This window comes from Tateyamaria sp. 7Alg 36 (genome assembly GCF_059882455.1).
Map to the genome: position 1 here is coordinate 1054452 of NZ_CM187613.1, position 25093 is coordinate 1079544.

General features: G+C 61.9%; 28 protein-coding genes. 12 read left to right on the forward strand and 16 right to left on the reverse strand.

Going from position 1 to position 25093, the window contains the following annotated elements:
• Nucleotides 1–42: 42 nt before the first annotated feature.
• Nucleotides 43–1392 carry a LysM peptidoglycan-binding domain-containing protein gene (locus AC6GQJ_RS05060; RefSeq protein WP_500772392.1) on the reverse strand — a complete coding sequence of 450 codons (1350 nt, stop codon included), beginning with the start codon at nucleotides 1390–1392 and terminating at the stop codon, nucleotides 43–45.
• A 127-nt stretch (nucleotides 1393–1519) separates the two neighbouring features.
• Between AC6GQJ_RS05060 and AC6GQJ_RS05065 the strand changes: the two genes are divergently transcribed.
• Nucleotides 1520–2059, forward strand: coding sequence for an LOG family protein (locus AC6GQJ_RS05065; protein ID WP_500772394.1), 540 nt, complete (start codon nucleotides 1520–1522; stop codon nucleotides 2057–2059).
• A gap of 134 nt (nucleotides 2060–2193) precedes the next feature.
• Here AC6GQJ_RS05065 and AC6GQJ_RS05070 read toward each other — a convergent pair whose 3' ends face one another.
• The 6 genes from AC6GQJ_RS05070 to AC6GQJ_RS05095 form a co-directional block, all read right to left on the reverse strand.
• On the reverse strand, nucleotides 2194–2793 hold the full coding sequence (locus tag AC6GQJ_RS05070) for a superoxide dismutase (RefSeq protein ID WP_500772396.1): 600 nt from the start codon (nucleotides 2791–2793) through the stop codon (nucleotides 2194–2196).
• 157 nt (nucleotides 2794–2950) lie between these two features.
• Nucleotides 2951–3529: a sarcosine oxidase subunit gamma gene (locus tag AC6GQJ_RS05075; RefSeq protein WP_500772398.1), complete on the reverse strand. Its 579-nt coding sequence runs from the start codon at nucleotides 3527–3529 to the stop codon at nucleotides 2951–2953.
• Nucleotides 3522–6536, reverse strand: coding sequence for a sarcosine oxidase subunit alpha family protein (locus AC6GQJ_RS05080; protein WP_500772400.1), 3015 nt, complete (start codon nucleotides 6534–6536; stop codon nucleotides 3522–3524). The genes AC6GQJ_RS05075 and AC6GQJ_RS05080 overlap by 8 nt, the downstream gene beginning before the upstream one ends.
• 58 nt (nucleotides 6537–6594) lie before the next feature.
• The gene (locus tag AC6GQJ_RS05085; RefSeq protein ID WP_500772402.1) at nucleotides 6595–6924 is read right to left on the reverse strand and encodes a sarcosine oxidase subunit delta; all 330 of its coding nucleotides are present in this window, start codon (nucleotides 6922–6924) and stop codon (nucleotides 6595–6597) included.
• 102 nt (nucleotides 6925–7026) lie between these two features.
• Entirely contained in the window at nucleotides 7027–7218 is a 192-nt protein-coding gene (locus AC6GQJ_RS05090) for a hypothetical protein (protein ID WP_500772404.1), read from the reverse strand.
• A 112-nt stretch (nucleotides 7219–7330) separates the two neighbouring features.
• Entirely contained in the window at nucleotides 7331–8575 is a 1245-nt protein-coding gene (locus tag AC6GQJ_RS05095) for a sarcosine oxidase subunit beta family protein (protein WP_500772406.1), read from the reverse strand.
• Between the two features lie 51 nt (nucleotides 8576–8626).
• On the opposite strand from AC6GQJ_RS05095, the gene AC6GQJ_RS05100 reads away from it, so the two are divergent.
• Genes AC6GQJ_RS05100 through AC6GQJ_RS05115 form a run of 4 tightly spaced genes read left to right on the forward strand, consistent with a single transcriptional unit; the run spans nucleotide 8627 to nucleotide 10739 of the window.
• Nucleotides 8627–8800, forward strand: coding sequence for a hypothetical protein (locus AC6GQJ_RS05100; RefSeq protein ID WP_500772408.1), 174 nt, complete (start codon nucleotides 8627–8629; stop codon nucleotides 8798–8800).
• Nucleotides 8801–10018, forward strand: a complete 1218-nt coding sequence (ccmI, locus tag AC6GQJ_RS05105; RefSeq protein ID WP_500772410.1) for a c-type cytochrome biogenesis protein CcmI — start codon at nucleotides 8801–8803, stop codon at nucleotides 10016–10018.
• On the forward strand, nucleotides 10015–10491 hold the full coding sequence (ruvX, locus tag AC6GQJ_RS05110; protein ID WP_500772412.1) for a Holliday junction resolvase RuvX: 477 nt from the start codon (nucleotides 10015–10017) through the stop codon (nucleotides 10489–10491). The genes ccmI and ruvX overlap by 4 nt, the downstream gene beginning before the upstream one ends.
• Nucleotides 10488–10739, forward strand: a complete 252-nt coding sequence (locus AC6GQJ_RS05115; RefSeq protein ID WP_500772414.1) for a DUF1289 domain-containing protein — start codon at nucleotides 10488–10490, stop codon at nucleotides 10737–10739. Before ruvX ends, AC6GQJ_RS05115 begins: the two co-directional genes overlap by 4 nt.
• Nucleotides 10740–10757: 18 nt before the next feature.
• Here the strand turns inward: AC6GQJ_RS05115 and AC6GQJ_RS05120 are convergent, their stop codons facing one another.
• The 7 genes from AC6GQJ_RS05120 to AC6GQJ_RS05150 all read right to left on the reverse strand — a co-directional run bounded on the left by AC6GQJ_RS05120 (nucleotide 10758) and on the right by AC6GQJ_RS05150 (nucleotide 16348).
• Nucleotides 10758–11525 carry a hypothetical protein gene (locus AC6GQJ_RS05120; RefSeq protein ID WP_500772416.1) on the reverse strand — a complete coding sequence of 256 codons (768 nt, stop codon included), beginning with the start codon at nucleotides 11523–11525 and terminating at the stop codon, nucleotides 10758–10760.
• On the reverse strand, nucleotides 11525–12565 hold the full coding sequence (gene dusA, locus AC6GQJ_RS05125) for a tRNA dihydrouridine(20/20a) synthase DusA (RefSeq protein ID WP_500772418.1): 1041 nt from the start codon (nucleotides 12563–12565) through the stop codon (nucleotides 11525–11527). The genes AC6GQJ_RS05120 and dusA overlap by 1 nt, the downstream gene beginning before the upstream one ends.
• Before the next feature lie 140 nt (nucleotides 12566–12705).
• Nucleotides 12706–13416, reverse strand: a complete 711-nt coding sequence (gene arsH / locus AC6GQJ_RS05130) for an arsenical resistance protein ArsH (RefSeq protein ID WP_500772420.1) — start codon at nucleotides 13414–13416, stop codon at nucleotides 12706–12708.
• Entirely contained in the window at nucleotides 13409–13831 is a 423-nt protein-coding gene (gene arsC / locus AC6GQJ_RS05135) for an arsenate reductase (glutaredoxin) (RefSeq protein ID WP_500772422.1), read from the reverse strand. The genes arsH and arsC overlap by 8 nt, the downstream gene beginning before the upstream one ends.
• On the reverse strand, nucleotides 13828–14895 hold the full coding sequence (arsB, locus tag AC6GQJ_RS05140; RefSeq protein ID WP_500772424.1) for an ACR3 family arsenite efflux transporter: 1068 nt from the start codon (nucleotides 14893–14895) through the stop codon (nucleotides 13828–13830). Before arsB ends, arsC begins: the two co-directional genes overlap by 4 nt.
• 26 nt (nucleotides 14896–14921) lie before the next feature.
• The gene (locus AC6GQJ_RS05145) at nucleotides 14922–15254 is read right to left on the reverse strand and encodes an ArsR/SmtB family transcription factor (protein WP_500772426.1); all 333 of its coding nucleotides are present in this window, start codon (nucleotides 15252–15254) and stop codon (nucleotides 14922–14924) included.
• Between the two features lie 122 nt (nucleotides 15255–15376).
• On the reverse strand, nucleotides 15377–16348 hold the full coding sequence (locus AC6GQJ_RS05150; protein WP_500772428.1) for a sodium-dependent bicarbonate transport family permease: 972 nt from the start codon (nucleotides 16346–16348) through the stop codon (nucleotides 15377–15379).
• A 95-nt stretch (nucleotides 16349–16443) separates the two neighbouring features.
• On the opposite strand from AC6GQJ_RS05150, the gene AC6GQJ_RS05155 reads away from it, so the two are divergent.
• Nucleotides 16444–17361 carry a hydrogen peroxide-inducible genes activator gene (locus AC6GQJ_RS05155; protein WP_500772430.1) on the forward strand — a complete coding sequence of 306 codons (918 nt, stop codon included), beginning with the start codon at nucleotides 16444–16446 and terminating at the stop codon, nucleotides 17359–17361.
• 219 nt (nucleotides 17362–17580) lie between these two features.
• Here the strand turns inward: AC6GQJ_RS05155 and AC6GQJ_RS05160 are convergent, their stop codons facing one another.
• On the reverse strand, nucleotides 17581–18396 hold the full coding sequence (locus tag AC6GQJ_RS05160; RefSeq protein ID WP_500772432.1) for a DeoR/GlpR family DNA-binding transcription regulator: 816 nt from the start codon (nucleotides 18394–18396) through the stop codon (nucleotides 17581–17583).
• 118 nt (nucleotides 18397–18514) lie between these two features.
• On the opposite strand from AC6GQJ_RS05160, the gene AC6GQJ_RS05165 reads away from it, so the two are divergent.
• The 6 genes from AC6GQJ_RS05165 to AC6GQJ_RS05190 are packed head-to-tail and all read left to right on the forward strand — an operon-like array spanning nucleotide 18515 to nucleotide 24294.
• Nucleotides 18515–19483 carry an ABC transporter substrate-binding protein gene (locus AC6GQJ_RS05165; RefSeq protein WP_500772434.1) on the forward strand — a complete coding sequence of 323 codons (969 nt, stop codon included), beginning with the start codon at nucleotides 18515–18517 and terminating at the stop codon, nucleotides 19481–19483.
• Nucleotides 19483–21186 carry an ABC transporter permease gene (locus AC6GQJ_RS05170; protein ID WP_500772436.1) on the forward strand — a complete coding sequence of 568 codons (1704 nt, stop codon included), beginning with the start codon at nucleotides 19483–19485 and terminating at the stop codon, nucleotides 21184–21186. Before AC6GQJ_RS05165 ends, AC6GQJ_RS05170 begins: the two co-directional genes overlap by 1 nt.
• The gene (locus tag AC6GQJ_RS05175; RefSeq protein WP_500772438.1) at nucleotides 21174–22223 is read left to right on the forward strand and encodes an ABC transporter ATP-binding protein; all 1050 of its coding nucleotides are present in this window, start codon (nucleotides 21174–21176) and stop codon (nucleotides 22221–22223) included. The genes AC6GQJ_RS05170 and AC6GQJ_RS05175 overlap by 13 nt, the downstream gene beginning before the upstream one ends.
• Nucleotides 22224–22274: 51 nt before the next feature.
• On the forward strand, nucleotides 22275–23291 hold the full coding sequence (locus tag AC6GQJ_RS05180; protein ID WP_500772440.1) for an MBL fold metallo-hydrolase: 1017 nt from the start codon (nucleotides 22275–22277) through the stop codon (nucleotides 23289–23291).
• Entirely contained in the window at nucleotides 23288–23833 is a 546-nt protein-coding gene (locus tag AC6GQJ_RS05185) for a histidine phosphatase family protein (protein WP_500772442.1), read from the forward strand. The genes AC6GQJ_RS05180 and AC6GQJ_RS05185 overlap by 4 nt, the downstream gene beginning before the upstream one ends.
• Nucleotides 23830–24294: a phosphatase domain-containing protein gene (locus AC6GQJ_RS05190; RefSeq protein WP_500772443.1), complete on the forward strand. Its 465-nt coding sequence runs from the start codon at nucleotides 23830–23832 to the stop codon at nucleotides 24292–24294. The genes AC6GQJ_RS05185 and AC6GQJ_RS05190 overlap by 4 nt, the downstream gene beginning before the upstream one ends.
• Nucleotides 24295–24449: 155 nt before the next feature.
• Here the strand turns inward: AC6GQJ_RS05190 and AC6GQJ_RS05195 are convergent, their stop codons facing one another.
• Complete coding sequence (locus AC6GQJ_RS05195; protein WP_500772446.1) at nucleotides 24450–25091, reverse strand: aspartate/glutamate racemase family protein; 642 nt, start codon at nucleotides 25089–25091, stop codon at nucleotides 24450–24452.
• Nucleotides 25092–25093: the final 2 nt, after the last annotated feature.

The window sequence follows — 25093 nt, forward strand, 5'->3', positions numbered from 1 at the left end:
ACCTACGCGCCCTGTACCAGAGGGGGGTAGTCCGAACTCGCCCTATTCGGGCAGATCGAACACCTGTCCGGGAAAGATCAGGTCGGGATCGCGGATGCGGTCCTTGTTCGCTTCGAACAGTTGCACGTATAGACGCCCCTCGCCGTAGCGGTCGCGCGCAATCGCCCAAAGCGAGTTGCCCGCCTGCACCGTGATGCGCGTGGCGGGTTGGGCGGTATCGTCGCTGGCCGCCAGAACGCTGGGGTCTTCGCGGCGGAACGGGGTTTCCACACGGCTGACCACCTGCCCTTGCGGGTCGAGTTCATCAACGCGCAGCGTGTAGGTGCCTGTATCGATGGCGGGCAAATCACCGCTCCACTTGCCGGTATCGTCCACGTCCAGATCAATCACGGGGCGGTTGTCGACATAGACGCGCACGGCTTGAGATTTGGTTTGCGCACGGCCTGACAGTTGCACATCGCCTTGGGTCGAATAGCTGATCGCGTCGAGTTCGATATTGTCGAGCAGTTCGGGCCGCGTATTGCCCAGCACCGCGACCCCTTCGGGCGTGGATTTCAGCACAGCCACAGGCGCGGCAGCGGTTGGTGCCGCAGTGTCCGGTGCGGCGTTGGCCTGCGCGGTGGTGTCTGGTGCGGACGCGGCAACTTCGGGTGTTTCGGGTTCCGGCGTCGCCTCGGCGACTTGTGGAACCTCTGTCTCGGTGGCCTCAATGGCTTCCGTCACAGCGATTTCAGGCGCGGCTGGTTGCGGGGACGGTGCTGCGTCCTCACTCGCAGGCTCTGCCGCTGGTGCGGGTTCAGGCGTGGCTGCGCTAACCGGTGTGGGTTCGGCTTCCTCTGCCACTTGCGCCAGTTCGATCCCCGCTGCCGCGCCCGTCTCTGCCGCCTCTGCGGCCTCTTCCGTCTGCGGTGCGGCCTCTTGCGGGGCAAGGATCACCTCGTCCACCGAGGCAAGCTCGTCCCCGCCCAGTTTCTGCACCACGGTCAGCACTTGCGCCTTGGCACTGGTGGGCAAGGTCGTGATCGCGGCAAAGCTGCCGCCGGTATCGGCGGTGACGGATGTGCTTGTCGTGCCGTCCAGCAGCACGGAAACCTCACTACCCGGTGCGGCGCGACCAGCGATGATGGCTAGCCCGTCGCCCTCAAGCCGTACTTCGTCGATAGAGGGGGGCGTGTTGATCGCCGCCTCTGGCGCGGCGCTTGGCGCAGGCGTGTCCGGTGCGGCAGTGGTGTCGGGCGTCACCGCCGCCTCGGTCACCTGATCGGTCTGCGGGGCGGGGTCAGCGCCCTGCCGGTTCACCATCAAGGCCCCGCCAATAGCCACGGCAACGACGACTGCCGCCCCGCCGATCATGGCCCCATTCGTCCCAGCAAACGCCGCGAGTTTAGACATTCCACCCCACTTGCACGCCTAGCGCGGCGCACTGTTGTTGCGCTTGCATACCAGCCCAGCCTAGAACGGTCAAAACACAGCTTTAATTCGGGTCGAGATTGATCCGCCAGTGATAGGAACTGTTGCCATGGCCCCACTGTCCGTCTGCGTTTATTGCGGTTCACGCCCGGGAAAAGACCCCGCATATGAGGCCGACGCCACCGCCCTTGGCCACGGGATTGCATCGCGAGGCTGGCGGCTGGTTTATGGCGCGGGCGATGTCGGGCTGATGGGCGCGGTGGCGCGCGCGGCCCAAAGCGCGGGCGGTGACACATTCGGTGTCATCCCGCGCCATCTGGTGGACTGGGAAGTCGGGAAAACCGACCTCACCCGCTATGTGGTGACGGAAACCATGCACGAGCGTAAGAAGGTCATGTTCATGAACTGCGACGCGGTCGCAGTCCTGCCCGGCGGTGCGGGATCACTGGACGAGTTGTTCGAGGTGCTGACATGGCGGCAGTTGGGCCTGCATGAAAAGCCCGTCCTGCTGGTCAGCACAAACGGTTATTGGGACCCGCTGGTCGCACTGATCCACCATGTGGTCGACAACGGCTTTGCCGATAAATCCCTGCTGGATTTCTTCACCGTCGTCTCTTCGGCAGACGAGGCGCTGGCGGCCCTTGGTTAAGCTGCCGACAGCTTGAAACGAAAAACAGCGCCCCGTGGGGCGCTGTTTTGTTTTGAGCCTGCGGCGTTTTCCCAGTTCACCCAGCGTAGCGGCACAGCCAATGCGCGTAGGTGACTGGGAGAGCGCGTTCGCGATTACATACGACCTGCGACGTTTTCCCAGTTCACAAGGTTGTCGAGGAAGTTGGTCAGGTAGTCAGGACGCTTGTTGCGGAAGTCGATGTAATAGGAGTGTTCCCACACATCACAGCCCAGCAACGCAGTCTGGTTAAAGCACAGCGGGTTCACGCCGTTCTCGGTCTTGGTGACCTTGAGGCTGCCATCGGCATCCTTGACCAGCCACGCCCAGCCTGAACCGAACTGGCCCGCGCCTGCGGCTTTGAAGTCGTCCTTGAACTTGTCAACGGAACCGAAGCTTTCGACCAGCGCCTTTTCCAGCTCGCTTGGCATGGCGTTGTCACCGGGGCCCATCATTTCCCAGAACTGGTTGTGGTTCCACAGCTGGCTGATGTTGTTGAAGATGCCGTTCTGGGCGACAGCATTGGCGTCATATGTGCCCTTGATGATCTCTTCGAGGGATTTGTCGGCCCATTCCGTGCCCTCAATCGCCTTGTTGCCGTTGGTGACGTAGGCGTTGTGGTGCAGGTCGTGGTGGTATTCCAGCGTTTCGGCGGACATGCCTTTGGACGCCAGCGCGTCGTGGGAATAGGGAAGGTCGGGAAGTTGAAAAGCCATGTTTGGGCCCCCTTTTTTCGAATTGCATGTTCTGACTGACAGATTGGTCCCATTACCGCAAGGTCAAGGGGCACGCCTGTAAAACATAAGGAAACCGAAGGGCCGGAACCCGCCGACAAAGGCGCACAAAGCGCAAGGTCGGCGGGGATGGTGGGCGCTAGATTTCCTCGTAAAAACCCACGCGGCTGCCTGGTTGTGCGGCAACCTTCAGCAGGTCAAACAGATACTGCGCGTGCGAACGGAAGCAGACGATATGGAAGGCGTCAGGTTCTTGCATCCAGAAGGCCGCAGGCACCTGCGCCAGCCGCGAGCGGCGGAACGTGCCGATGGTGAAACGGTCAGAGCTAAAATCGACCGGCGCAAGCTTGCCCATGACCCCGCGTGCGCCCCTGCCCGCCAGCCGGAACATGGCCCGCGCGTCGGACACATCGACCGCCAAGGCGTGGGATTTCGCCAGCGTCTTGCGCATTTTTTCAAGGTTGGCTGCGACGTCGGCGTAAGGGCACAACACCAGCAACTCGTCTGGTGACATCCATACCAGACCGCCCGTCTTTTCGATATGCGCGCCGCCCGCAGTGGGCATTTTGGCGCCTGTCACGCTGGTGGCCGCCTTTTTCACGGCCGAGGCGGACAGATCGCCGCGCAGGGTGATCATGCCCTGCAAGGGCATCTCGGTCACGGTGGCGATCCCGTCGGCCCATGCCGCGCCGTTCAAAGCGGTGACTGCCTTAGACATCCTGCTTCTCCCCTTTTGGGTCATAGAACACCGGACTGACGATGCGCGCCGTATAGGTGGTGCCATCGGTGCCCGGGAATTCGAGAACCTCGCCCTTGCGGTCCGGCCCGTGCAGGACCAGCCCCATGGCAATCCCCTTGTTCAAGTTCGGCGAATGATAGCTTGAGGTGACGCGCCCCTGCACACGGCGCTGGCCGTTTTCGTTGCGTCCCTCGGCCACCGCATAGGCCCCGTCAGGCAGCACCGCGCCATCGGTGGTTTCCAGCCCGACCAGCTTCCAACGCTCGGGGTCGGCCATATGGGTGCGCAAATGGGCGCGCTTGCCCAGATAGTCGTCTTTCTTTTTCGACAGGGCCCAGTGCAATCCCAGATCCTGCGGGATCACGGTGCCATCGGTTTCGTCCCCGATCATGATGAACCCTTTTTCGGCGCGCAGAATGTGCAGTGCTTCGGTGCCATAGGGCATCACACCCAACGACGCGCCCACCGTCATCAGCGCATCCCAGAACGCCTGCCCTTCGCTGGCGCGCACGGCGATCTCATAGCTCAACTCGCCCGAGAACGAGATGCGATAGACGCGGCATTCGAACCCGCCAAGGGTGCCATCCGCCCATTCCATAAAGCCGAGCGCGTCCTTGGATACATCCATGCCGCCCAACGCCTCGAGCGCGGTGCGCGCCTTGGGGCCGACCACGGCGATCTGGGCATATTGCTCGGTCACGTTGGCGACATAGACCTGCCAGTCCCACCATTCGGTTTGCAGCCATTCCTCCATATGGGCGTGGATGCGTTCGGCCCCGCCGGTGGTGGTATGGCACAGGAACGTGTCGTCGTTGATGCGTGCCACGACGCCGTCGTCGATCAGGAATCCGTTCTCGCTGCACATCAGGCCATAGCGACATTTCCCCGGTTTCAGGGTGCTCATCATGTTGGTGTACAGCATGTCGAGGAAGCGGCCCGCATCCGGCCCTTTCACCACGATCTTGCCAAGGGTCGAGGCATCCAGCAGCCCGAGGTTCTCGCGCACATTTTTTGTCTCGCGCATCACCGCCTCGTGCATGGACTCGCCGTCGCGCAGGTAAGCATAGGGGCGCTGCCAGTGGCCGACAGGTTCAAAGCTGGCACCATTCTCGGCGTGCCAATCGTGCATCGGTGTGCGGCGGATCGGCTGGAACACCTCGCCGCGTGCCTCGCCCCCGATCGCGCCCATCGAGATCGGCGTATAGGGCGGGCGGAACGTGGTGGTGCCGGTCTGGGGAATAGGTTGATCCAATGCATCAGAAAGGATCGCCAGTCCGTTGATGTTGCTGAGCTTTCCTTGATCCGTTGCCATGCCCAATGTGGTGTAGCGCTTGGCGTGTTCGACGGATTCGAACCCCTCTTGCGCGGCCAGTTGCACGTCTGAAACCTTCACGTCGTTCTGGTAGTCCAGCCACGCCTTGTTGCGCAGCTTGACCGGCGCGCCCTGCGGCATCAACCAGACAGGGGCAAGCGGCGCTTCGTCCTCGCTGATGCCTTCGGGGGCGGTGGCGCGGGGCGGTGTGAACCCTGTGGCGCGGGCGGCGGCGCGGCCCTTGGCATGGGCGTCACCCATGATCTCGGCCAGACCAAAGTGGCCGTTGGCCGACCCCGCGGCGCTGACAAAACCGCTGCCGTCAGCGCCTGTCGGGGCGCGATCCGCATCGGGGCGGAACATGGCGAAATCCGCGTCCCAAACCAACTTGCCGCCGCAATGGGACCACAGGTGGACCACGGGCGACCAGCCGCCTGACATGGCCACGACATCGCAAGCGATCTCTTCCAGTACGGCGCCCTCGCCCGCCTGCGCGCAGACCGCAACGCCGGTGACACGCTTGCCGCCCAAAACCGAGGACACGCCGTGGCCCATCATGATGCGAATGCCCAGTTCCTTGGCCTTGGTCATCAGCGGGCTGTCGATTGCAGGCACGCGCGCATCCAGAATGGCGGGCACATCCAGTCCGGCCTGTTTCAGCGCAATCGCCGTGCGATAGGCGTCGTCGTTGTTGGTCACGACCACGGTGCGATCACCGGGGCTGACCGCATAATTCACCACATAATCGCGCACGGCCCCTGCCAGCATGACGCCGGGAATGTCGTTGCCCGCAAAGCTGAGCGGACGTTCCAGCGCGCCGGTGGCCGTGATCACCTGCCCTGCCCGCACGCGCCACAGGCGGTGACGCGGTCCAGCCATTTCCGGCGCATGATCGGTCAGCCGCTCATAGCCCAGCACATAGCCGTGGTCATAAACCCCCGCCCCCATCGTGCGGGTGCGCAAGGTAACGTTGGGCATGGCCTGGAGGGCCGCGACGAGTTCGTCGACGGCGATATCCACTGTTTTGCCATCGACTGTGCCGCCGTCCACAGGCGCACGACCGCCCCAATGGGCCGTTTGTTCGAAAAGGACAACTTTGGCGCCTGCATCTGCGGCAGCTTGGGCAGCGCTTAGCCCTGCGATCCCGCCACCGATGACCAGCACGTCGCAGAACGCATAGAAGTGTTCATAGGTGTCCGCATCGCGCGCCTTGGGCGCTTTGCCCAGTCCTGCCGCGTGGCGGATAAAGGGTTCGTACACGTGTTTCCACAAGGGCCGCGGGTGGATGAACATCTTGTAGTAAAAACCCGCAGGCATGAACCGCGACAGGCGCGCGTTGATGGCGCCCACGTCGAATTCAAGGCTGGGCCAGTGGTTCTGACTGCTTGCCCTCAACCCGTCAAAAAGTTCGGTCGTGGTGGCGCGCTGGTTGGGTTCGAAATGCCCGTCCGTGCCGAGGTTTACGAGAGCGTTAGGTTCCTCGACACCGCTGGCGACAAGGCCGCGTGGGCGATGGTATTTGAAAGAGCGCCCGACCAGCATCTGGTCGTTGGCCAGCAACGCCGAGGCCAGCGTGTCGCCCGCGTACCCCTTGAAGGTTTTTCCGTTGAAAGTGAAACGCTTGGCGGCGTCTTTTGAGATCAAACGGCCGCCTGTGGCAAGTCTTGTGCTCATGATCGCACCTCTTCACTTGTTGGGCGGTCGGATTGCATATTTTTGGAACAATGATGGGTCAAGGCTGTGTTCCCTGCGCCTGATCTGGGCGTCTTTCGGCGATGCGGTCCAGAATGTCCTTGGGCGGCTCAAGGGTTTGGGCGGGATAAGTGCCGAAGACTTCGAGTGTCATCGTGCAGCGCGCCGCGTGAAACCATTTTCCACAGCCATAGACGTGGCGCCATCGTTCGAAATGCACGCCTTTGGGGTTGGTGCGCATGAACAGGTAGGATTCAAAATCCGCATCATCCGATCCGGGACCAAAGCGTTTCAGGTGTGCCTCGCCGCCCGCATGGAATTCTGTTTCCTCGCCGGTCTGGCCGCAGCAGGGGCATGTGAGCATCAGCATGGGAAGGCTCCGTTTCGGGTCTGCAGACAGCACAAAGGCGCATATCGCGAGACATGCGCCTTTGGTTGTGATTGTGATAGATTTCTGGCGGTGGTTTTGGCGTTAGTTGCCGGAAACCGCTTCTTCGACAGCGTCGCCCGCGCCATCAAGACTGATGGAAATGTCAGCATCGTCATCGCCGCCGCCGGAGTACATGACATAGGCCATGACGCCGACCGCGACGACAAGTGCGCCAACGATGAATGCGAGGCCGCTGTTGCCGCCGCCGGAGTTCTGTGGGTTCTGATTGGCCATTGGTTTGGTCCTTTCGATATGTTCCTTGCAACAGAAACACTGAAAGGCGGGCGTTGGTTCCCGTAGGGGGCGCGCAAGGCGCGCGCGGTTGGATCAGGGCGGTGCGCAAGCATCAGTGTGCCACCCCTGCCGCGACGCTTTCGTCGATAAACTTGCCCGCGCGGAACCGGTCGAGCGAGAACTCGTCTGCCAGTGGCGAATGCCCCTTGGCCATCAGTTCCGCCATGGCCCAGCCCGATCCCGGGATCGCCTTGAATCCGCCTGTGCCCCAGCCGCAGTTGATGAACACGCCATCGACCGGCGTTTTGGACAGGATGGGCGAGCGGTCGCCGGTCACGTCCACAATCCCGCCCCACTGGCGCAGCATCTTGAGCCGCGAGATCATCGGGAAGGTTTCGATCAAGGCGCGTACGGTTTCTTCGATATGCTGGAAAGAGCCGCGTTGCGTGTAGTTGTTGTAGCCGTCCGTGCCGCCGCCAATCACCATCTCGCCCTTGTCGGATTGCGACATATAGCCGTGCACGGTGTTGGCCATAACGACCACGTCCATGCAGGGTTTGATCGGCTCGGACACCAGCGCCTGAAGGGCGACGGATTCGATGGGCAGACGGAAGCCCGCCATGCCCGCCACATCGCCCGAATGGCCCGCAACGACGATGCCCAGCTTGGCGCAGTCAATGGCACCCTTCGTGGTATCCACGCCGACAACCTTGCCGCCCTCGCGGCGGATCGCGGTGACCTCGCATTTCTGGATCACGTCCATGCCCATGTCGGAACAGGCCCGCGCATAGCCCCATGCCACCGCGTCATGGCGCGCCGTGCCACCGCGTGCCTGCCAAAGCCCGCCCATCACAGGATAGCGGGGGCCGTCGATATTGATGATCGGCACCAGTTCTTTGACCTTCTCGGGGCCGATGAATTCGGTTTTCACCCCTTGCAGCGCGTTGGCATGGGCCGTGCGCTGATAGCCGCGCACCTCGTGATGGGTTTGGGCCAGCATGATGACGCCGCGCGGGCTGAACATGACGTTATAGTTCAGATCCTGGCTCATCGTCTCGTACAAGCTGCGCGCTTTTTCATAGATCGCAGCCGACGGATCCTGCAGGTAGTTCGAGCGGATGATCGTGGTGTTGCGCCCCGTGTTACCGCCGCCAAGCCAGCCTTTTTCAAGGATCGCCACATTGGTGATCCCGAAATTCTTGCCCAGATAATACGCGGTTGCCAGCCCGTGCCCGCCCGCGCCGATGATGATCACATCGTATTTTGCCTTGGGTTCCGGTGCGCGCCACGCCCGTTCCCAGCCGGAGTGATAGCGCGCGGCCTCTCGGGCAATGGCAAAGGCGGAATAGCGTTTCATGGGCAGCTCGCTTTGGACACTGGAATCGGATCTCGGGTGACTTGTTGTGTAATGGCCCGCCGGACAAAGAAAAAGGGCCGCACGGGCGGCACTTTCTATCAGATTTGCGACATGGGCCTGCGGCGTTCTGTTACGGTGCGGCGGGGGGCGCGCTGCTTTGTCCCTTTTGTCATGCAGCATCAACAGGTACATGGCGAAGAGGATGTGAAGAAAGCCGAGGCGTGAATGCTGTTCTGGATTATCACCGCAGGTCTGACGCTGGTCGTTGTGGCAACACTGGCCCGTGCCCTGATGCGCGGTGGCGTGGATGAGCGCCCTGCCGTTGCCTATGACCTTGATGTCTATCGCGACCAGTTGCGCGAGGTAGAGCGTGACGTGGCCCGTGGTGTTATCCCAGAGGGCGATGCCGAACGCGCCGTGACCGAGATTTCACGCCGCATTCTGGCGGCGGACGCGACGCTGCAAGCCGCCGGAAATGGTGGCCTTCGCAAGGCCAGCGCGCCTGTCATCGCGGGTGCTGTGGCAGTGGCGCTGATCGGTGGGGCCTTTGCGCTCTATCTGACCCTTGGCGCGCCGGGCTATGGCGATCTGGCGCTGGCCGACCGGATTGAAGCCGCGAGCGCCCTGCGCGCAGACCGCCCCAGCCAGCGCACCGCGCAAGACAGCGTGCCTGCCTCCCCTGCGGTGGATGTGAATGCCGACTACGTTGCCCTTGTGGACAAGCTGCGCAGCGCCGTGACCGAGCGGCCCGACGATTTGCAAGGCTTTGTCCTGCTGAGCCAGTCCGAGGCGCGTTTGGGCAATTTTGCCGCCGCCCATGCGGCCAAAGCGCAGGTGATCCGCCTCAAGGGGGCCGATGCCACGGCGACCGATCTATCGGAATATGCCGACCTGCTAATTCTTGCCGCCGGCGGATATGTCTCGCCCGAGGCGGAGCGAGTGCTGGAGCGCGCCCTGTCGCTTGATCCCACCAATGGCGCGGCGCGCTATTACTTTGGTCTGATGCTGGCCCAGACGGGACGGCCCGACACTGCATTTCGCATCTGGGACCAGTTGCTGCGCGAGGGGCCTGCGGATGCGCCGTGGATCCCCCCGATCGAGGCGCAGATCGACGACATGGCGATGCGCGCAGGCGTGCAATACACCCGCCCCACCGTCGGCACAGGGCGCGGCCCAAGCGCCGAGGATATCGAGGCCGCAAGCGACATGACCCCCGCCGACCGTATGGCGATGATCCAGGGGATGGTAACGGGGCTAAGCGACCGGCTCGCCACCGAAGGGGGGCCGGTCGAGGATTGGGCGCAACTGATCTCGGCCCTCGGGGTGCTGGGGCAAATGGAACAGGCCGATGCAATCTGGCGGGACGCGACCGAGGTGTTTGCAAATGACGCCACCGCGATGGACCTGCTGGATCGCACCGCAGACAGGGTAGGTTTGAAATGATCACCGACGATACAGAGGCGTTCATCGCCGCCCTGCCCCCGATGCGGGCTGTGATGGGTCTGGACCTTGGGGACAAGACCATTGGCGTGGCGGTTTCCGACACGTTCTGGTCAGTGGCCACCCCGTTAGAGACCGTGCGGCGCAAGAAATTCGGCGTGGACGCGACCCGTTTGCAGGAACTGCTGCACGACCGGTCTGTCGGCGGGCTGGTCCTTGGCCTGCCGCGCAACATGGACGGGTCGGAAGGGGCGCGTTGCCAATCCACACGCGCCTTTGCCCGCAATTTTGCGCGGCTCTGGGACGGGCCGATCACCTTCTGGGATGAACGGCTCAGCACGGTTGCCGCCGAACGCGCCCTGCTTGAGGCGGATACGACACGCAAACGTCGCGCCGAGGTCATTGATCACGTGGCCGCAGGGTATATCTTGCAAGGGCTGCTGGACCGGATGGCAGCGATCAAGAGGCAAACATGACCCCCCCTGTCCCCGACAACCTCGTCTGGAAGCGCGACGAAATCCAAAGCCCCTGTGTGCAGATTTGCGTGATCCACCCAGAGACGCGACTGTGCACGGGCTGTGCCCGCTCCATCGACGAGATCGGTAGCTGGAGCCGGATGAGCGCGGAAGAACGCAGCGCCATTATGGCGGACCTGCCCAACCGTGAGGCTGCGCCACAAGGGCGTCGGGGCGGGCGTGCAGCGCGGTTGAAGCGCAAGCTATAGATCGGCCGCGCCTCGCCGTCATGGCGCGCTGTGCAACCAGTCTTGTGCATCAGCGAACTCGGGCCGGAAAAACGCGATCATCCGCCCCTCCTCCCCGTCGCCCTGCCATGCGGCAGTGCCATGCAGCGCCAGACGGTGGATCAGAAACGCCTGCCCCGGACGCGCGCGAATTGCCACGGGATCACCGCTTTCGAACACTGTGCGCCGCGCCGCGTGATAGGCGTCGGTCAAATCGACCTCCCGCACGGGGCGCGTGCCGATCTCTGCTTGGAACGCGGCCTGCATGATCTTGTGACTGCGTGGCCAGACCAGCGTCGGGGCGTTGTCGACCGCGTTCAGCGGCAGGCCGAGGATATAGGCGTGGTGTTCGCGGGCATAACGCCGCCGCTCCGGCCCTTCGGGCAACAGACCATCCACATGCGCGGCGTGCCGCACTTCGCGAAAGCGGTGGTTCGCGGCACTTTGGCTTTCGTCTCGCTGCGGATAGCCGGGGTAGATGATGGACAGTTGCGCCCTGTGCAGCGGCAGGTCCGGCACGATCCCCTGCCACCCACCCGACAGTGGCACATCGTTCAGCGCGCCAGCCTCGTCATTGGGCAAGGCATCGACGCCGACAAACCACGTGCCCTTATGGCGCAGATGGGTGGCCTGCATGACCGGATCAGCCTGTAAGTCTTGCGCCACGCGCCGCACCTCTTGCGCCCACGCGAAGGTTCGTTCGTCTTCGTCCAAAACCGCAAACCCGTCCCGCGCAAGGGCGGCGGCATGGGTTCCGGCGGCGTCCATCAACCCGCTTGCGCTTGCGCCGCTTCGGCAGCACGCGCGGCCTGCGCGACCACATGATCCAGCGCCTCTTGCACTAGTTCGGGGCCGGCATCGGGGCGCGTCGCCCCCTCGCTCAGCGTGCGGCGCCATGCCCTTGCGCCGGGGCGGCCTGCGAACAGGCCCAGCATATGACGGGTGATCTGGTGCAGGCGCCCGCCTGCGGTCAGGTGCGCCTCGATATATGGCAGCATGGCGGCGACGGCCTGTTCGGCGCTGCTGTCGCTGTGCTCTCCGAACACGCGGCGGTCGGCCTGCGCCAGAATGTCCGCCGGTTGGTGATAAGCGGCACGCCCGACCATCACCCCGTCAAGGCCGGTGTCCAGCAATGCAAGCGCCTGATCCAGCGTTTCGACCCCGCCATTGATCGAGATGTGCAGGTTGGGAAACAGCCCCTTCATCCGCATCACCAGATCGTAATCAAGCGGCGGGATATCGCGGTTTTCTTTCGGGCTGAGGCCCGCCAGCCACGCCTTGCGCGCATGGATGGTCACCCGCTCACAACCCGCCGCAACGATCTGGGCAAGGAATTCGGGCAGCACCTCTTCGGGGGCTTGTTCGTCCACGCCGATCCGGCATTTCACGGTCACCGGCACAGCCACCGCGGCACGCATTTCCGCCACGCAGGCCGCGACCCGCGGCGCATCGCGCATTAGCACCGCACCGAACGTGCCCGATTGCACCCGATCCGACGGGCAACCGCAATTGAGGTTGATCTCGTCATAGCCTGCCTCGGCCCCCAACCGCGCCGCCTGCGCCAGTTCGCGCGGCTCGGACCCGCCGAGTTGCAGGGCAACAGGATGTTCGTCCGGATGGTGGTCCAGCAAATGCAACGCCCCGCCCCGCACCAAAGCAGGCGCGGTCACCATTTCAGTATAAAGCAGACTGCGCGCACTCAGCTGGCGGTGCAAGTAGCGGCAATGCCGGTCGGTCCAATCCATCATCGGTGCGACAGACAGGCGGGACGCTTTTTCTACGACCAGATTCAAAGACATAACGGGCATTCCGAGGTTTTAAGACGTTGGCGCAGTTCCTGTGATTTCCACCCGTTTTAGGGGGTGTCCGGAAAGGCGTTCTACCGAATAGCAGGTTTTTGCACGGGCTGCATCCCCGTGTAAGGAACCGACCGACGAAGCAGCCCCAATTAAATCGACTTCTGGTTCACTCGCTTTGACAGCTCTGCCGCGCTTTCCTTACGCTCGCTGTAGCGGTCTAGTAGGCAATCCTTGTTGTCGCGGGTAAGCAGTGTGAACTTCATCAACTCTTCCATCACATCAACCATCCGGTCGTAGAACGGCGATGGTTTCATGCGGCCCGCGTCGTCGAACTCTAGAAACGCCTTCGGCGTAGACGATTGGTTCGGGATGGTCAGCAGACGCATCCAGCGCCCAAGAATGCGCAACTGGTTCACCGCGTTGAAACTTTGCGAGCCGCCGCTGACCTGCATGACGGCCAGCGTCTTGCCTTGCGTCGGGCGCACCCCGCCGAGCGATAGCGGGATCCAGTCGATCTGTGTTTTCATGATGCCGGTCATCGCGCCGTGCCGTTCGGGCGAACACCAGACCATGCCTTCGGACCATGTGACGAGGTCGCGCAACTCTTGCACTTTGGGATGGTCGGTATCGGCATCGTCGGGCAGTGGCAGGCCCGATGGGCTGAAGGTGCGTGTCTCGGCCCCCAGCCGCGTCAGGATACGCGCGGCTTCTTCGGTCATCAGGCGACTGAACGAACGGTCCCGCAGCGATCCGTAAAGCAGCAGGATGCGCGGGGCGTGCGTCGCCCTCGTGGGGTTCAGTAGGCGTTCTGTATCAATGGCACGGAAATGGGCTTCGTCCAGGTTGGGTGTATCAGTCAACGCGGTATCCTTCGGAATCAATCAGCAGCGTGCCGTCTTCATTCGAAAACGGGCCGGTAGGTAGGCGGTCAAGCAGGTCCAGCACCGTCTCGCTCGGGCGGCACAGCCGGACGCCTTTGGGCGAACAGACGATGGGACGGTTGACCAGAATGGGATGCTTCAACATCGCAGACAACAGCGCCTCGTCATCCACCGATGGGTCAAGCAGCCCCAGTTCCTCTGCCGGTGATCTTTTAGTTCGCAGAGCGCTACGGGGCGTCAGGTCAGCAGCAGCAAACAGCGCCAGAAGCTGCGGACGCGTCCAGCCGGTTTGTAGATATTCGATAACCTCCGGCGTCTCGCCTGCAGCCCTGATGATCGCCAGCACGTTGCGCGAGGTGCCGCAGTCGGGATTATGGTGGATGACGATGCTCATGATCCGGTGCCTTCCTTCGGGAACCAGTGCTGCGTGCGGTTGGCGAAGGCGACAAGCGACAGCATCACCGGCACCTCCACCAGCACGCCGACGACCGTGGCCAAGGCCGCGCCCGACCCAAGTCCGAACAGGCTGATCGCGACGGCCACTGACAGTTCAAAGAAATTAGACGTGCCGATCAGGGCGCAAGGTGCCGCCACGTTGAACGGAATGCGCCAAGCCCGCGCGGCCCCGTAGGCAAGAAAGAAGATGCCATAGGACTGGATCAGCAACGGCACGGCGATCAATACGATGACCAAGGGGCGGTCGATAATCACCTCGCCCTGAAACCCGAACAACAGCACAACCGTCACCAGCAACCCGATGATGGAGAACGGCTGCACAGCGGATTTAAAGGCATCCACCGCCGCCTCGCCACCCTTGGCGATCAGTTTGCGACGAGTCAGATACCCGGCCAGCAGCGGCAGCATCACGTACAGGCCCACCGATAGCAGAAGCGTATCCCACGGCACGACGATGTCCGTCACATCCAGCAGGAAGGCGACAATCGGCGCAAAGGTAAAGACCATGATCACGTCATTCACGCTGACCTGCACCAGCGTGTAGGTCGCATCGCCCCGTGTAAGGTTTGACCACACGAACACCATCGCAGTGCACGGCGCAGCCCCCAGCAGGATCACCCCGGCAAGATAGGCCTGCGCATCATCCGGTGGGATCAGACCCGCAAAGACATATTCAAAGAACAGCACGCCAAGGGCCGCCATGGTGAAGGGTTTGACCAGCCAGTTGACGACCAAGGTGACAACCAGCCCTTTGGGTTTGTCCCCCACTTGCCGCAGCGCGCCGAAATCCACGCCGACCATCATAGGATAGACCATCGCCCAGATCAGAACGGCCACTGGCAGGTTGACCGAGGCGACCTCGAGTGCGGCCAGAAAGGCAAAGAGACCCGGAACAATATTGCCAAGCAGCAGTCCGGCGCCAATGGCAAGCGCGACCCAGACGGACAACCAGCGCTCAAAAGTTCCCAGACCCGCCGCAGCGGGGGATGATGTATCGGTCATGTCGGGCATGTATCCATTGTAAAGGGTTAGCAGTCGCAGGCGAGTTCGTTGATGACGGGCTGGCACAATTCGGGGCGCCCGCCACAGCAATCTTCCATAAGAAACGCCAAAAGGCCGCGCATCCCGTCCATGTCCACGAAATAACGGATGCTCCGCCCTTCGCGCTTGTTCCGGATCAGGTTGGCGCGTGACAGAATGCTCAGGTTGGCCGACATCGTGTTCTGGCGCACCCCGAGGGTGTCGCTGATATCGCCCGCCGTCATGCCCTCTTCTCCGGCCTTGATAAGCAGGCGGAAAACATCAAGCCGCGTTGGCTGGCTGAGCGCGGCAAAAGCGTCGAGAGCGTGATTCTTATCCATATATCCGGAAGTATTGATATGATGGATGCGAGTCAATGGCTGCTGGGGCACGCGGGGGCGTTCGCAGCCGATTTCCAAATGCAATCAAAGGCGGCGACGCAATGCACGTCGCCGCACCGACACTATGACCCGACATGCGCCAGCCACAGATACAGCGGCAGACCAATCGTGATATTGAACGGAAAGGTCACCCCCAGCGACAGAGTCAGGTAAATCCCCGACTCTGCCTTGGGCAGCGCGATGCGCATCGCCGCAGGCACCGCGATATAGGAGGCCGAGGCGGCCAGCACGATCAGCAGAAACAGGCTGCCGGTCTGCAATCCGATCATCGCGCCAAGCACCCACCCCAACATCGCGCCCGCCAGCGGCATCACCAGCCCGAACGTGAATAGCCCCGCATTCAGCATATGCCGGTTGGTGGCAAGGCTCCGCCCCGCTGTGATCCCCATATCCAGCAGGAACAGGCACAGAATGCCGACAAAGGGCGTCACCACAAAGGGGGCGATCATCTCCATCCCCTTGTCCTGCGTGACGGCCCCGATCACGAAGGCCCCCGTCAGCAGCAGGACCGAACCGTTGGCGAACAACTCGCGGGCCGGCACCTTGGGGGCATCGCGGTCACCGGAATGGCGCGCCGCGATCCACAGCGCCGACAGGATCGCGGGCACCTCCATACTGGCCGCGACCGCCACCATGTAGCCGTCGTAGGCGATACCCGAGAGGTCAAGCAGGCTCGTCGCCGCCACGAAGGTGACAATGGAGATCGAGCCATAGTGCCCCGCCACCGCCGCCGCGTTCATCGCGTCCAGACGCGTCATCAGCCTCAGCAGCATGAACGCCAGAAACGGGATGAGAAAGGACAGGATCAGCCCCGCCCCAATCGCCAGCAGCAAGTCACTGTGCACACCATGGTCGGCAAGGCTGTGCCCGCCTTTAAAGCCGATGGCGAGCAGCAGGTAGAGCGACATGAATTTCGCAGCACCTTCGGGGATCGACAGATCGCTGCGCACAAACGCTGCGAGCAGCCCAAGCACGAAGAAGAGAATGGTCGGCACCATCAGGTTGCCAACAAGAGTGTCGAGGATAGCGGTCATAACGGGAACTCCGGTAAATTTCCCCCGCCATTGCCGCGCCGCCGCGCATAGCTTAAATACTTTCTTGCCTCTCGTTACATAGCTTGGAGCTATACATGCGCCCTTCCCTGCGCCAGTTGGAATACATCGTTGCCGTGCATCAGTTGGGCAATTTCAGCCTCGCGGCGGAAAAGCTGAACATCAGCCAGCCGAGCCTGTCGACCCAGATCGCGGCGGTCGAGGCGGACTTTGGTGTGCGCCTGTTCATCCGTGGCCGTGGCGGTGCGCAGGCAACGGCCAAAGGACTGGAATGTGTGCACCGCGCGCGGCGCATTCTCGCAGAGGTCGAGGCGCTGCGCGGCGTCATGACCTCGGCGCTGCCCTTTGGCGGGCGGCTACGGCTGGGCGTGTTGCCGTCGATTGGCCCTTATTTGCTGCCACAGGTGATGCGATCCCTGCACAGCGACCAGCCCGATATGCGGGTCATCGTGCGCGAGGAAAACACCCTGAGCCTTGACGAAGGCATTCGAAACGGCCGCTTTGATGCGATTATCTCGACACCCGAAGATCACCCCAACACGTACCAGCACCGCCTGTTTGACGAGGCATTGTGGGTCGCCGTTGCACCGGATCACCCGATCGCCGCACGAGATCGGGTCAAAGCAGCCGACCTGACCGGCCAGCGCCTTTTGACGCTGGACACGGGGCACCGGCTGGCGCGCATCGTCTACGGGCTGGCTGGCGCAAGCGGGGGCATTGTGTCCGACGATTACGAAGGCACCAGTCTCGATTCCATCCTGCTGATGGCGGCAACCGGCGCAGGCATCGCCGTACTGCCCGACCTGTTCGCGCGCCGCCAAGCCGTGCACCGTGAAGAGGTCGCTGTTCGCCCCTTGGAAATGCCTGACGCAAACCGCGGGATCAGCCTCATGTTCTCGCGCGATCAATCGTTCGACAAAAGCCAGAACCGCCTTGTTTCCATCGTGCGCACAGCCGCGAGTGCGCTTAATCTGGCACCGCCGGAGCCGGCGTAGGTGAAGGCAAAGACCTCCATTTCTTTGCGGTTTGCTTCGTAGGCTCTACGCAACGCGGATTGTTCTACGGATTCAAACGGTACAGAGAGCGGAACAGACGAGGATAAGTCTGGTTCAGCCCGTTTCCAGTTGGCTAATCGTTAGCCGGATTAGAATCTGAACCAATCACGCTGACCTGCGCGAAGAAGAAGCGAAAGAGACCCACCGACCAAGTTACTCTCACACTTGGATGACCCGGCAGCCATGTTGCGCACATTCCTGCAAAATGGGCGTTGAGAACCTCGCCCCTGTAACCACAACATCGAAGTCCCAGACGTGCCCTGTCTGGCAGGTCAAATCCAAGCCGTTCTTTGTGCTATCCATAACCAGTATGCTCGTTTTCCCGCATCGGGCGATTGAGTTGCGGGCGGAAACTTCGTCCGAATTGTAATCCATGACTTTGCCAGTATCGGACAGGCCGCCGCAGCTGAATATGGCGTAATCCACGTTGAATTTGCCAAAGAATTCGAGCGCAGGCGTCCCGATCATATCCAGATCGCGCATCCTGACGGCGCCACCTGCCAGTTCAATCGCCACGCGGGGTGCCTGTTGCAGGGCGCAGACCGCGTGGATGCTGTTGGAGGCGACAAAAAGGTCTTTGTGCGACGCAAGAAAACGCGCGCATGTCTCGACGGTCGTGCCCGTGCCCAAAGCGAGGCGCGCCCCGTCGGGGATCAGGTTTTTGACGGCCAAGGCAATCCGTTCTTTTTCCTGCCGCGATATGCTTTTGCGTGGCAGATATCCGATGTTCTCACTTTGCTGACGCAGTCGAACATGGCCATTGCGACGCTGAACCAACCCCGCTTCGTCCAGATCGCGCAGATCGGCGCGGACCGTCTGAACCGAGACTGCAAGTTCGGCCGAAAGTTCAGCCGCTGACAGCGCCTCGTTCCGAGACAACAGCGCAATGATCTCGTCTCGTCGCTGGGTAACATCCCGTCGCACATCAGTTTCCTTAAAAAATACTTCATTATTTCGGCAGGTTAGGAAAATCATTTTCGCGGCGCAATATAAATAAAACCCTCATGAAACTGTTACAAAACTGTCAATTTTCTCAGGGATAAGGCGACTCGTGAACTGCTTTCGTTCGAAAGATAACTCTCAGGAGAGCCCAATGAAGTCCCTCGCCCTATCCACCGCCTTCGCGCTTTTGGCCAGCACGGCCATGGCCGACACCATTACCCTTTATACCTCGCAGCCGAATGCCGATGCGCAGCGGACAGTTGATGCGTTTATGGCCGCCAATCCCGGTACAGAAGTGGATTGGGTGCGCGATGGTACGACCAAACTGATGGCACGGCTGCGCGCCGAAATCGAAGCGGGCAATCCCCAGCCCGACCTTCTTTTGATCGCCGACACCGTCACGCTGGAAGGCATGGCGCAGCAAGGTCTGCTGAGTGCGTATAAGTCGCCGGAAGCGGGTCATTATGACGCCGCGCTTTATTCGCCCGAAGGGTATTACTATTCGACGAAGCTGATCACCACGGGTCTGGTGTACAACACAGGTATCGAAACGCCGCCGACTTCGTGGGGCGACCTGTCGGATGCCTCGATCAAGGGCCAGATCGCGATGCCATCGCCGCTATATTCCGGTGCTGCGCTGATCCACCTTGCGACGTTGACTGGTGACGCGTCTTTGGGCTGGGATTATTACGAAAGCCTCGCCGCCAATCAGGCCCGCGCACAGGGCGGCAATGGTGGCACGTTCAAGGCCGTCGCATCGGGCGAGAAACCCTATGGCATGGTCGTGGACTTCCTTGCGATCCGTAACAAGGCCGACGGGTCGCCCGTGGAATTCGTCTTCCCCGAAGAGGGCGTTTCTTATGTGACCGAACCTGTGGCGATCATGTCGAGCGCCAAGAACGTCGAAGGCGCGCAAAAGTTCGTCGACTTTCTGCTGAGCGATGCAGGCCAGAACCTTGTTCTGGACATGGGCTATATTCCCGCACGCGACGGCATGGGTGTTCCCGAAGGTTTTCCAGCGCGCGAAGACATCAAGCTGATGGCTTTTGACCCTGCCGAGGCCCTCGCAAACGCAGATGCCAACAAAGCCAAATTCACAGAGCTTTTCGGCGCTGAGTAATGATTGCCACGCAAAATAATGGAGGCAGCCGGTCCGAGGCTCGGCTGCTCTCTGCCATTCTGGTTGTCGCGATCTGCCTGACGCTTGCGCCCGTGTTGCGCCTTTTTGTCGAGGGCGTCACCTTTCAGGGCGCGCCCAGCCTTGCCCTGATGCGCGATGTGCTGGCGCAACCTTCGACGCTAAGCGCGCTCAAGCATTCCTTGGTCACCGCCGGTTTTGGTACTTTAATGTCGCTGGTGCTCGGCTCTGCCTTTGCGTTTCTTGTGGCCCTGACGGACCTGCGGGCCAAGGCGGCGCTGGTTTTCTGCCTGATGATCCCGATGATGATCCCGCCGCAGATCACAGCGCTGTCATGGGTGCAAATCATGGGGCCGTCTTCGGCTTTGCTCAAGACGCTGGGCATCGCGCCACCACTCGGGGCGCCACAGCCGCTGTATTCGCCGCAAGGGATCATCCTGCTGCTGGGCATTCAGCATATGTCGATCATTTTCCTGACCTTGCGCGCAGGCCTGCGATCCGTCCCCCAAGACGTTGTGGAGGCCGCCCGCATCAGTGGTGCCAAAGGTTTGCGCACATGGTGGCAGGTGGTGCTGCCCTTGACCCTGCCCAGTCTTGGCGCCGGTACGGCAATCACCTTTGTCACCGCCCTTGGCAATTTCGGCATTCCGGCCATGTTGGGCATTCCAGCGGGCTATGCGACCTTGCCGACGCTGGTGTACCAAAAGCTTGCGGGCATGGGCACAACGGTTCTAGCCGAGGTTTCGGTGCTGGCGATGGTGATCGGGGCCGTGGCAGTCGCCGGTATCCTGTTGCAACGTCTTTTCCAGACGCGCCAGAAACTGCACCTTGTTGGCAGCACGTCCCGCCCCTTGGTTCTGCCGCTGGGTGCCGCACGCCTGCCAGTTGAAATCATCCTGTGGACAGTCGTTGCCGCAATCCTTGTCCTGCCGATGTTCGGCCTGTTGGCCACCTCCCTGATCCCTGCCTATGGGGTGCCGCTGCGTTTCGACACGGTAAGCTTTGCATCGTGGCAAGAGGTGCTTTTCCGCCAACCCTCAACCTCGCGCGCCTTTACCAACTCGTTCGGGTTGGCGGCGGGCGCGTCCCTGGTGCTGGTCGTGATTTGCCTGCCGCTGGCGTGGCTGATGGAGCGGCGAAAGACGCGGTTGGCGCGGCTGTTCGACAGCCTGCTTGACCTGCCCTACGCCTTGCCGGGGGTGGTTCTGTCGATTGCCATGATCCTTCTGTTGATCAAACTGCCGTTCACGGACGCCACGCTTTACGGCACGATCTGGATCATCTTTCTGGCTTATATCGCGCGTTTCTTTGCGGTCATGTTCCGTCCGGTTCAGGCCAGCCTAAAGCAGTTTGATCCGGCAATGGACGAGGCGGCGCAGTCGGTCGGCGCATCGCTGTACCGGCGCTTGCGTGACGTGATCTTTCCCCTGTCGGCACCTGCTGCGGCGGCGGGCGCGATCCTCGTCTTCCTCACCGCGTTTAACGAACTCACGGTCTCTGCGCTGCTGTGGTCCTCGGGTACCGAGACGCTTGGCGTGGTGATCTTCAACCTTGATGACAGCGGCGAAACGGGCATGGCCAGCGCATTGGCGATGACCATCGTGCTGGTCGTCGTGGTCCTTATGGCGCTGCTGCAACTGCTGTCACGCCGCTTTCCCAAAGGAGTTGTCCCATGGCAGACATAGACCTGTCCTGCGTTGGCAAGACATTCGCAGGTACGCCTGCACTACAAGACATCACAACACGCTTTGACGACGGCGAGTTTATCGCGCTGTTGGGGCCCTCCGGCTGTGGGAAAACCACGCTGTTGCGTATCCTTGCAGGGTTCGAGGCGCCCAGCCACGGCAGCATCCGCATCGGTCAGCGCGAAATGGCCAATGCGGAAACGGGCGCGAACCTGCCCCCTGAGATGCGCAATATCGGGTTTGTTTTTCAATCCTATGCGCTGTGGCCGCATATGTCCGTGCGGCGCAACGTATCCTACCCGCTCGAAATTCGCAGATTGTCCAAGGCCGACATCGCACGGCAGACCAATGCCGCCTTGGCCTCGACCGGATTGGAGGACTATGCCGACCGCATGCCGTCCGACCTGTCGGGCGGGCAAAGACAACGGGTCGCGTTGGCGCGGTGCCTTGTCTCTGACCCCTGCGCCGTCCTGCTGGACGAACCTTTGGCCAACCTTGATGTCGCATTGCGCGCCGCGATGCAGGGCGTCTTTACCGACTTCCACAAGCGAACCGGTGCCACGATGGTCTATGTAACCCATGATCAGGCCGAGGCCATGGCGATGGCAGACAGGATCGCGGTTATGGACAAGGGCCGCATCCAGCAGTTCGACACCCCGCAAACCCTGTATGAACGCCCCAAAAACCGCTTTGTTGCCGAATTCGTCGGGCGTGGCACCGTGGTGCCGGTGCAAGAGGTCAAATGCGGCGGGAATGCCCAGCAGGCGCGCATTCTGGGGGCCGAAGTCACCGTACAATCCGCTAGCCAAGATGCGCAGGTCAGCCATGTCTGCCTGCGCCCCGAAAACGTGACCATTACCGAGACCGGCGATCTGCGCAGCAAGGTCGCGCGGGTCACCTATGTGGGCGGCAAATACCTGTTGGAAGCGGTGACCGATTGCGGCGCACGCCTGTTTGCCGAAACCCGCGCCCGTTTCGAAGTCGGGACTCAACTAGGCCTAACAATCACAACGCCTTGGGCCTTTTTGGAGGACTGAATGCAAAGCATACGACTACTTTCCGGCATCGGGGATAAAGGCCCTGCATGCATGCAACTGACCGTCGAGGGCCGGATCTGGCTGCTTGATTGCGGTTTCGGCCCCGAGGCGAACGCGCATTTCAACCCCCACTGGCTTGAGGGGGCCGAGGCGGTGTTCATCACGCACGACCACATCGACCATATCGGCGGTGCGTCTCACGCGGTTGAGGCGGGCTTGCCCATCTATGCCACGGCACAAACGGCCAAGGCGCTCCCCCCCGCCGCCAATGTGCATCTGTTGCCCGAACAGGGCCAGACGGTCATCAACGGCGTCACACTGACCACGGGGCGTAACGGCCACGCCATGGGCGGCGTCTGGTTCCATTTCGATCTGGGCGAGGGGCTGTTTTATTCCGGCGACTGGTCCGAGGAATCCGACTGGTTTTCTTTCGATGCGCCACCCCCTGCCGCGACCGCGATCCTCGACTGTTCTTATCACCTTGATGACGTGCCCCAATCGGACCGGTTCGAGGCGTTGAATGACCTGCTGGACCGCGTCGAGGGACAGGTACTTTTACCCGTCCCCCCGTCGGGGCGCGCGGGCGAGATGGCGTTGCACCTGATCCAGCGCTATGGCTGCGAAAGCGTGATGCTTGACCCTGAATGCCAAGGCACGCTGCGCGCCGCATTGAACAGCGGCAATGTCAGCACCAATGCGCACAAGATCACCCCGCTTCTGGACCGTGGCCCGATGGAGGAAGCACGCTTTCTTATCTGCGATACGCCAAATGCGGACGGCGGCGCCGCTTGGGGCTATGTGCGTGCGTGGCACGAAAGCGGACGGTTGGGCCGTGATGCCCATGTGTTGTTCACCGGCCATATGACCGCCCATGCGCGCGGCATTTGCAGTGTTCCGGGCGGCTATTTCCAGCGGTGGAACGTTCATCCGCCGCTGCGCGATCAGGTCAAGATGCTACAGCGCCTTGGGGCCAAACGCTTTGCCCCCGCCTTTTGCACCCAGCCCGAGGATTACCTTGTCGAAGGGCTGGATGCCGAGGTGTTCTTTCACGATCCGGTGCGCCTATGACGATGCTTCCCCTCCCGCCGCAAGATTTCTGCCTGATCCGGCACGGAGAGACGACCGCGAACGCCGATGCAATCATCGCCGGTGTGACAGACGTGCCCCTGACCCAACTGGGCCGCGATCAGGCGTGCGCGCTGTCGGGCAAGGCATGGCCCGCGCCCATCGTACTCTACGCCAGCCCGATGTTGCGGGCACAAGACACCGCGCGCATTGCCTTTCCGAACCAGCCTTTCGACATCCACGATGGTCTGAGAGAGCGTGACTGGGGCGTGTTCGAAGGGCGCGCCTTATCCGAACAACCCGCAAGGGAAGACACGCCCGACCAAGGCGAAAGCTGGCCCGACATGCTGAGACGTGTGCAAGCGGCGATCATGGAGATTTGCGCCGCATCCAACGGAAAACTGCCCGTTCTGGTCTGTCACTCCGGTCTTGTCCGCGCAGCGCGCGTGCTTTGGACAACAGGGGACGCAGGCCAGCGCCCGCCCAATGCGACACCGATCATCTTTCAACGAACCGGCACCAAAATGATGGAAAAGTATCTATGACCCAAGCAGCCCCTACCCCGTGCGTGGTTTTCGATATCGACGGCACGCTTGCCGAATTCGATGCGGACCGCCTTGGCCACCTTGTGCATGGCGTCGAAAAGCACTGGGATGCGTTCCATGATGCCATGGCCGATGCCGCCCTGATTGCCCCGATTGCGAAACTCATGCGCAGGCTGAAAGAGGCCGGAGAGACCATTCTGATTTGTTCCGGACGGCCAAGCGGCTGGGCAGAGCACACGACGGCATGGCTGCGCAAACACGACCTGCCCTTCGACGGCATGTATTTGCGGGCCGAGGATCAGGACAATGCCAGCGATCCGGAGGTTAAGCGCGCCGCGCTGGCAGAAATGCAAGCGGATGGCTTTACCCCGTGGCTGGTCATTGACGACCGAACCTCGGTCGTCGAGGCATGGCGCAACGAAGGGCTCGTGTGCCTACAATGCGCACCGGGAGATTTTTGAGGCGGATTTTGTGGGGGTCAGGTTTCGCCTCACAGCCGCCACCCGTTCAGCAGTTTCCGATGCCGTGGTCAGCTTTAGGGTTTTGACATAAGCCGCACTCGCGAAAAGTGACGGCAGAAGCTCGGACCGGTGCGATGGCACACAGCTGCCCTTTTTCACCCAGCCACCAACGCCTGCGCCATAATTGCAGAGGCAACGACGCCGTCGACCAGCACCGTGCCTGTCTGCTCAGCCAGTCGATGGCGCAGTCCTGACATGCCTGCGCAGCCGAGGACTACGGCGCTTGCGCCTGCGGCTTTGACGTTGGCGATGGTCGTTGCCAGCCGTTCTTCGACATGGGGTCCGCCTGCTTCGACCTCTAGCACTGGCAGACCCGAGGCGAAGACGCCGACGCAGGCGTTTTGGTGGCCATAGCCCTCTACATTCGCGGCGATCACGGGCACCGACACATCCAGCGTTGTCACGATACCAAAGCGGTTGCCGTGCAGTGCCGCCAGCGACATGGCGGCCTGCCCGATGCCGATCACGGGGCAATGCGCCGCCGCGCGCAGGCGGTCGAGGCCGGTATCGTCGAAACAGCCGATGACGATTGCATCGACGCCCTCGGCCTTGGCCTGTGGCAGCAGGTCAAGCAGGCCCGCCACCGCCGCCTCGCCATCCTCCGGTCCCTGAATGGCGGGCGGACCAAGGTGATTGGTCCAGCCCAGCACCTCGGCCCCCGATATGGCACGGGCGACCGACACCATACTGTCGGTCATCGCCACGGTCGCGTTGGGGTTCAGGTACAGCAGCCGCACTC

Bases quoted from the DNA above. Each gene is read 5' to 3' on its own strand.
- AC6GQJ_RS05060 (WP_500772392.1), bottom strand. From the start codon at position 1,392: ATGTCTAAACTCGCGGCGTTTGCTGGGACGAATGGGGCCATGATCGGC.
- AC6GQJ_RS05065 (WP_500772394.1), top strand. From the start codon at position 1,520: ATGGCCCCACTGTCCGTCTGCGTTTATTGCGGTTCACGCCCGGGAAAA.
- AC6GQJ_RS05070 (WP_500772396.1), bottom strand. From the start codon at position 2,793: ATGGCTTTTCAACTTCCCGACCTTCCCTATTCCCACGACGCGCTGGCG.
- AC6GQJ_RS05075 (WP_500772398.1), bottom strand. From the start codon at position 3,529: ATGTCTAAGGCAGTCACCGCTTTGAACGGCGCGGCATGGGCCGACGGG.
- AC6GQJ_RS05080 (WP_500772400.1), bottom strand. From the start codon at position 6,536: ATGAGCACAAGACTTGCCACAGGCGGCCGTTTGATCTCAAAAGACGCC.
- AC6GQJ_RS05085 (WP_500772402.1), bottom strand. From the start codon at position 6,924: ATGCTGATGCTCACATGCCCCTGCTGCGGCCAGACCGGCGAGGAAACA.
- AC6GQJ_RS05090 (WP_500772404.1), bottom strand. From the start codon at position 7,218: ATGGCCAATCAGAACCCACAGAACTCCGGCGGCGGCAACAGCGGCCTC.
- AC6GQJ_RS05095 (WP_500772406.1), bottom strand. From the start codon at position 8,575: ATGAAACGCTATTCCGCCTTTGCCATTGCCCGAGAGGCCGCGCGCTAT.
- AC6GQJ_RS05100 (WP_500772408.1), top strand. From the start codon at position 8,627: ATGGCCCGCCGGACAAAGAAAAAGGGCCGCACGGGCGGCACTTTCTAT.
- ccmI (WP_500772410.1), top strand. From the start codon at position 8,801: ATGCTGTTCTGGATTATCACCGCAGGTCTGACGCTGGTCGTTGTGGCA.
- ruvX (WP_500772412.1), top strand. From the start codon at position 10,015: ATGATCACCGACGATACAGAGGCGTTCATCGCCGCCCTGCCCCCGATG.
- AC6GQJ_RS05115 (WP_500772414.1), top strand. From the start codon at position 10,488: ATGACCCCCCCTGTCCCCGACAACCTCGTCTGGAAGCGCGACGAAATC.
- AC6GQJ_RS05120 (WP_500772416.1), bottom strand. From the start codon at position 11,525: ATGGACGCCGCCGGAACCCATGCCGCCGCCCTTGCGCGGGACGGGTTT.
- dusA (WP_500772418.1), bottom strand. From the start codon at position 12,565: ATGCCCGTTATGTCTTTGAATCTGGTCGTAGAAAAAGCGTCCCGCCTG.
- arsC (WP_500772422.1), bottom strand. From the start codon at position 13,831: ATGAGCATCGTCATCCACCATAATCCCGACTGCGGCACCTCGCGCAAC.
- arsB (WP_500772424.1), bottom strand. From the start codon at position 14,895: ATGACCGATACATCATCCCCCGCTGCGGCGGGTCTGGGAACTTTTGAG.
- AC6GQJ_RS05145 (WP_500772426.1), bottom strand. From the start codon at position 15,254: ATGGATAAGAATCACGCTCTCGACGCTTTTGCCGCGCTCAGCCAGCCA.
- AC6GQJ_RS05150 (WP_500772428.1), bottom strand. From the start codon at position 16,348: ATGACCGCTATCCTCGACACTCTTGTTGGCAACCTGATGGTGCCGACC.
- AC6GQJ_RS05155 (WP_500772430.1), top strand. From the start codon at position 16,444: ATGCGCCCTTCCCTGCGCCAGTTGGAATACATCGTTGCCGTGCATCAG.
- AC6GQJ_RS05160 (WP_500772432.1), bottom strand. From the start codon at position 18,396: ATGATTTTCCTAACCTGCCGAAATAATGAAGTATTTTTTAAGGAAACT.
- AC6GQJ_RS05165 (WP_500772434.1), top strand. From the start codon at position 18,515: ATGAAGTCCCTCGCCCTATCCACCGCCTTCGCGCTTTTGGCCAGCACG.
- AC6GQJ_RS05170 (WP_500772436.1), top strand. From the start codon at position 19,483: ATGATTGCCACGCAAAATAATGGAGGCAGCCGGTCCGAGGCTCGGCTG.
- AC6GQJ_RS05175 (WP_500772438.1), top strand. From the start codon at position 21,174: ATGGCAGACATAGACCTGTCCTGCGTTGGCAAGACATTCGCAGGTACG.
- AC6GQJ_RS05180 (WP_500772440.1), top strand. From the start codon at position 22,275: ATGCAACTGACCGTCGAGGGCCGGATCTGGCTGCTTGATTGCGGTTTC.
- AC6GQJ_RS05185 (WP_500772442.1), top strand. From the start codon at position 23,288: ATGACGATGCTTCCCCTCCCGCCGCAAGATTTCTGCCTGATCCGGCAC.
- AC6GQJ_RS05190 (WP_500772443.1), top strand. From the start codon at position 23,830: ATGACCCAAGCAGCCCCTACCCCGTGCGTGGTTTTCGATATCGACGGC.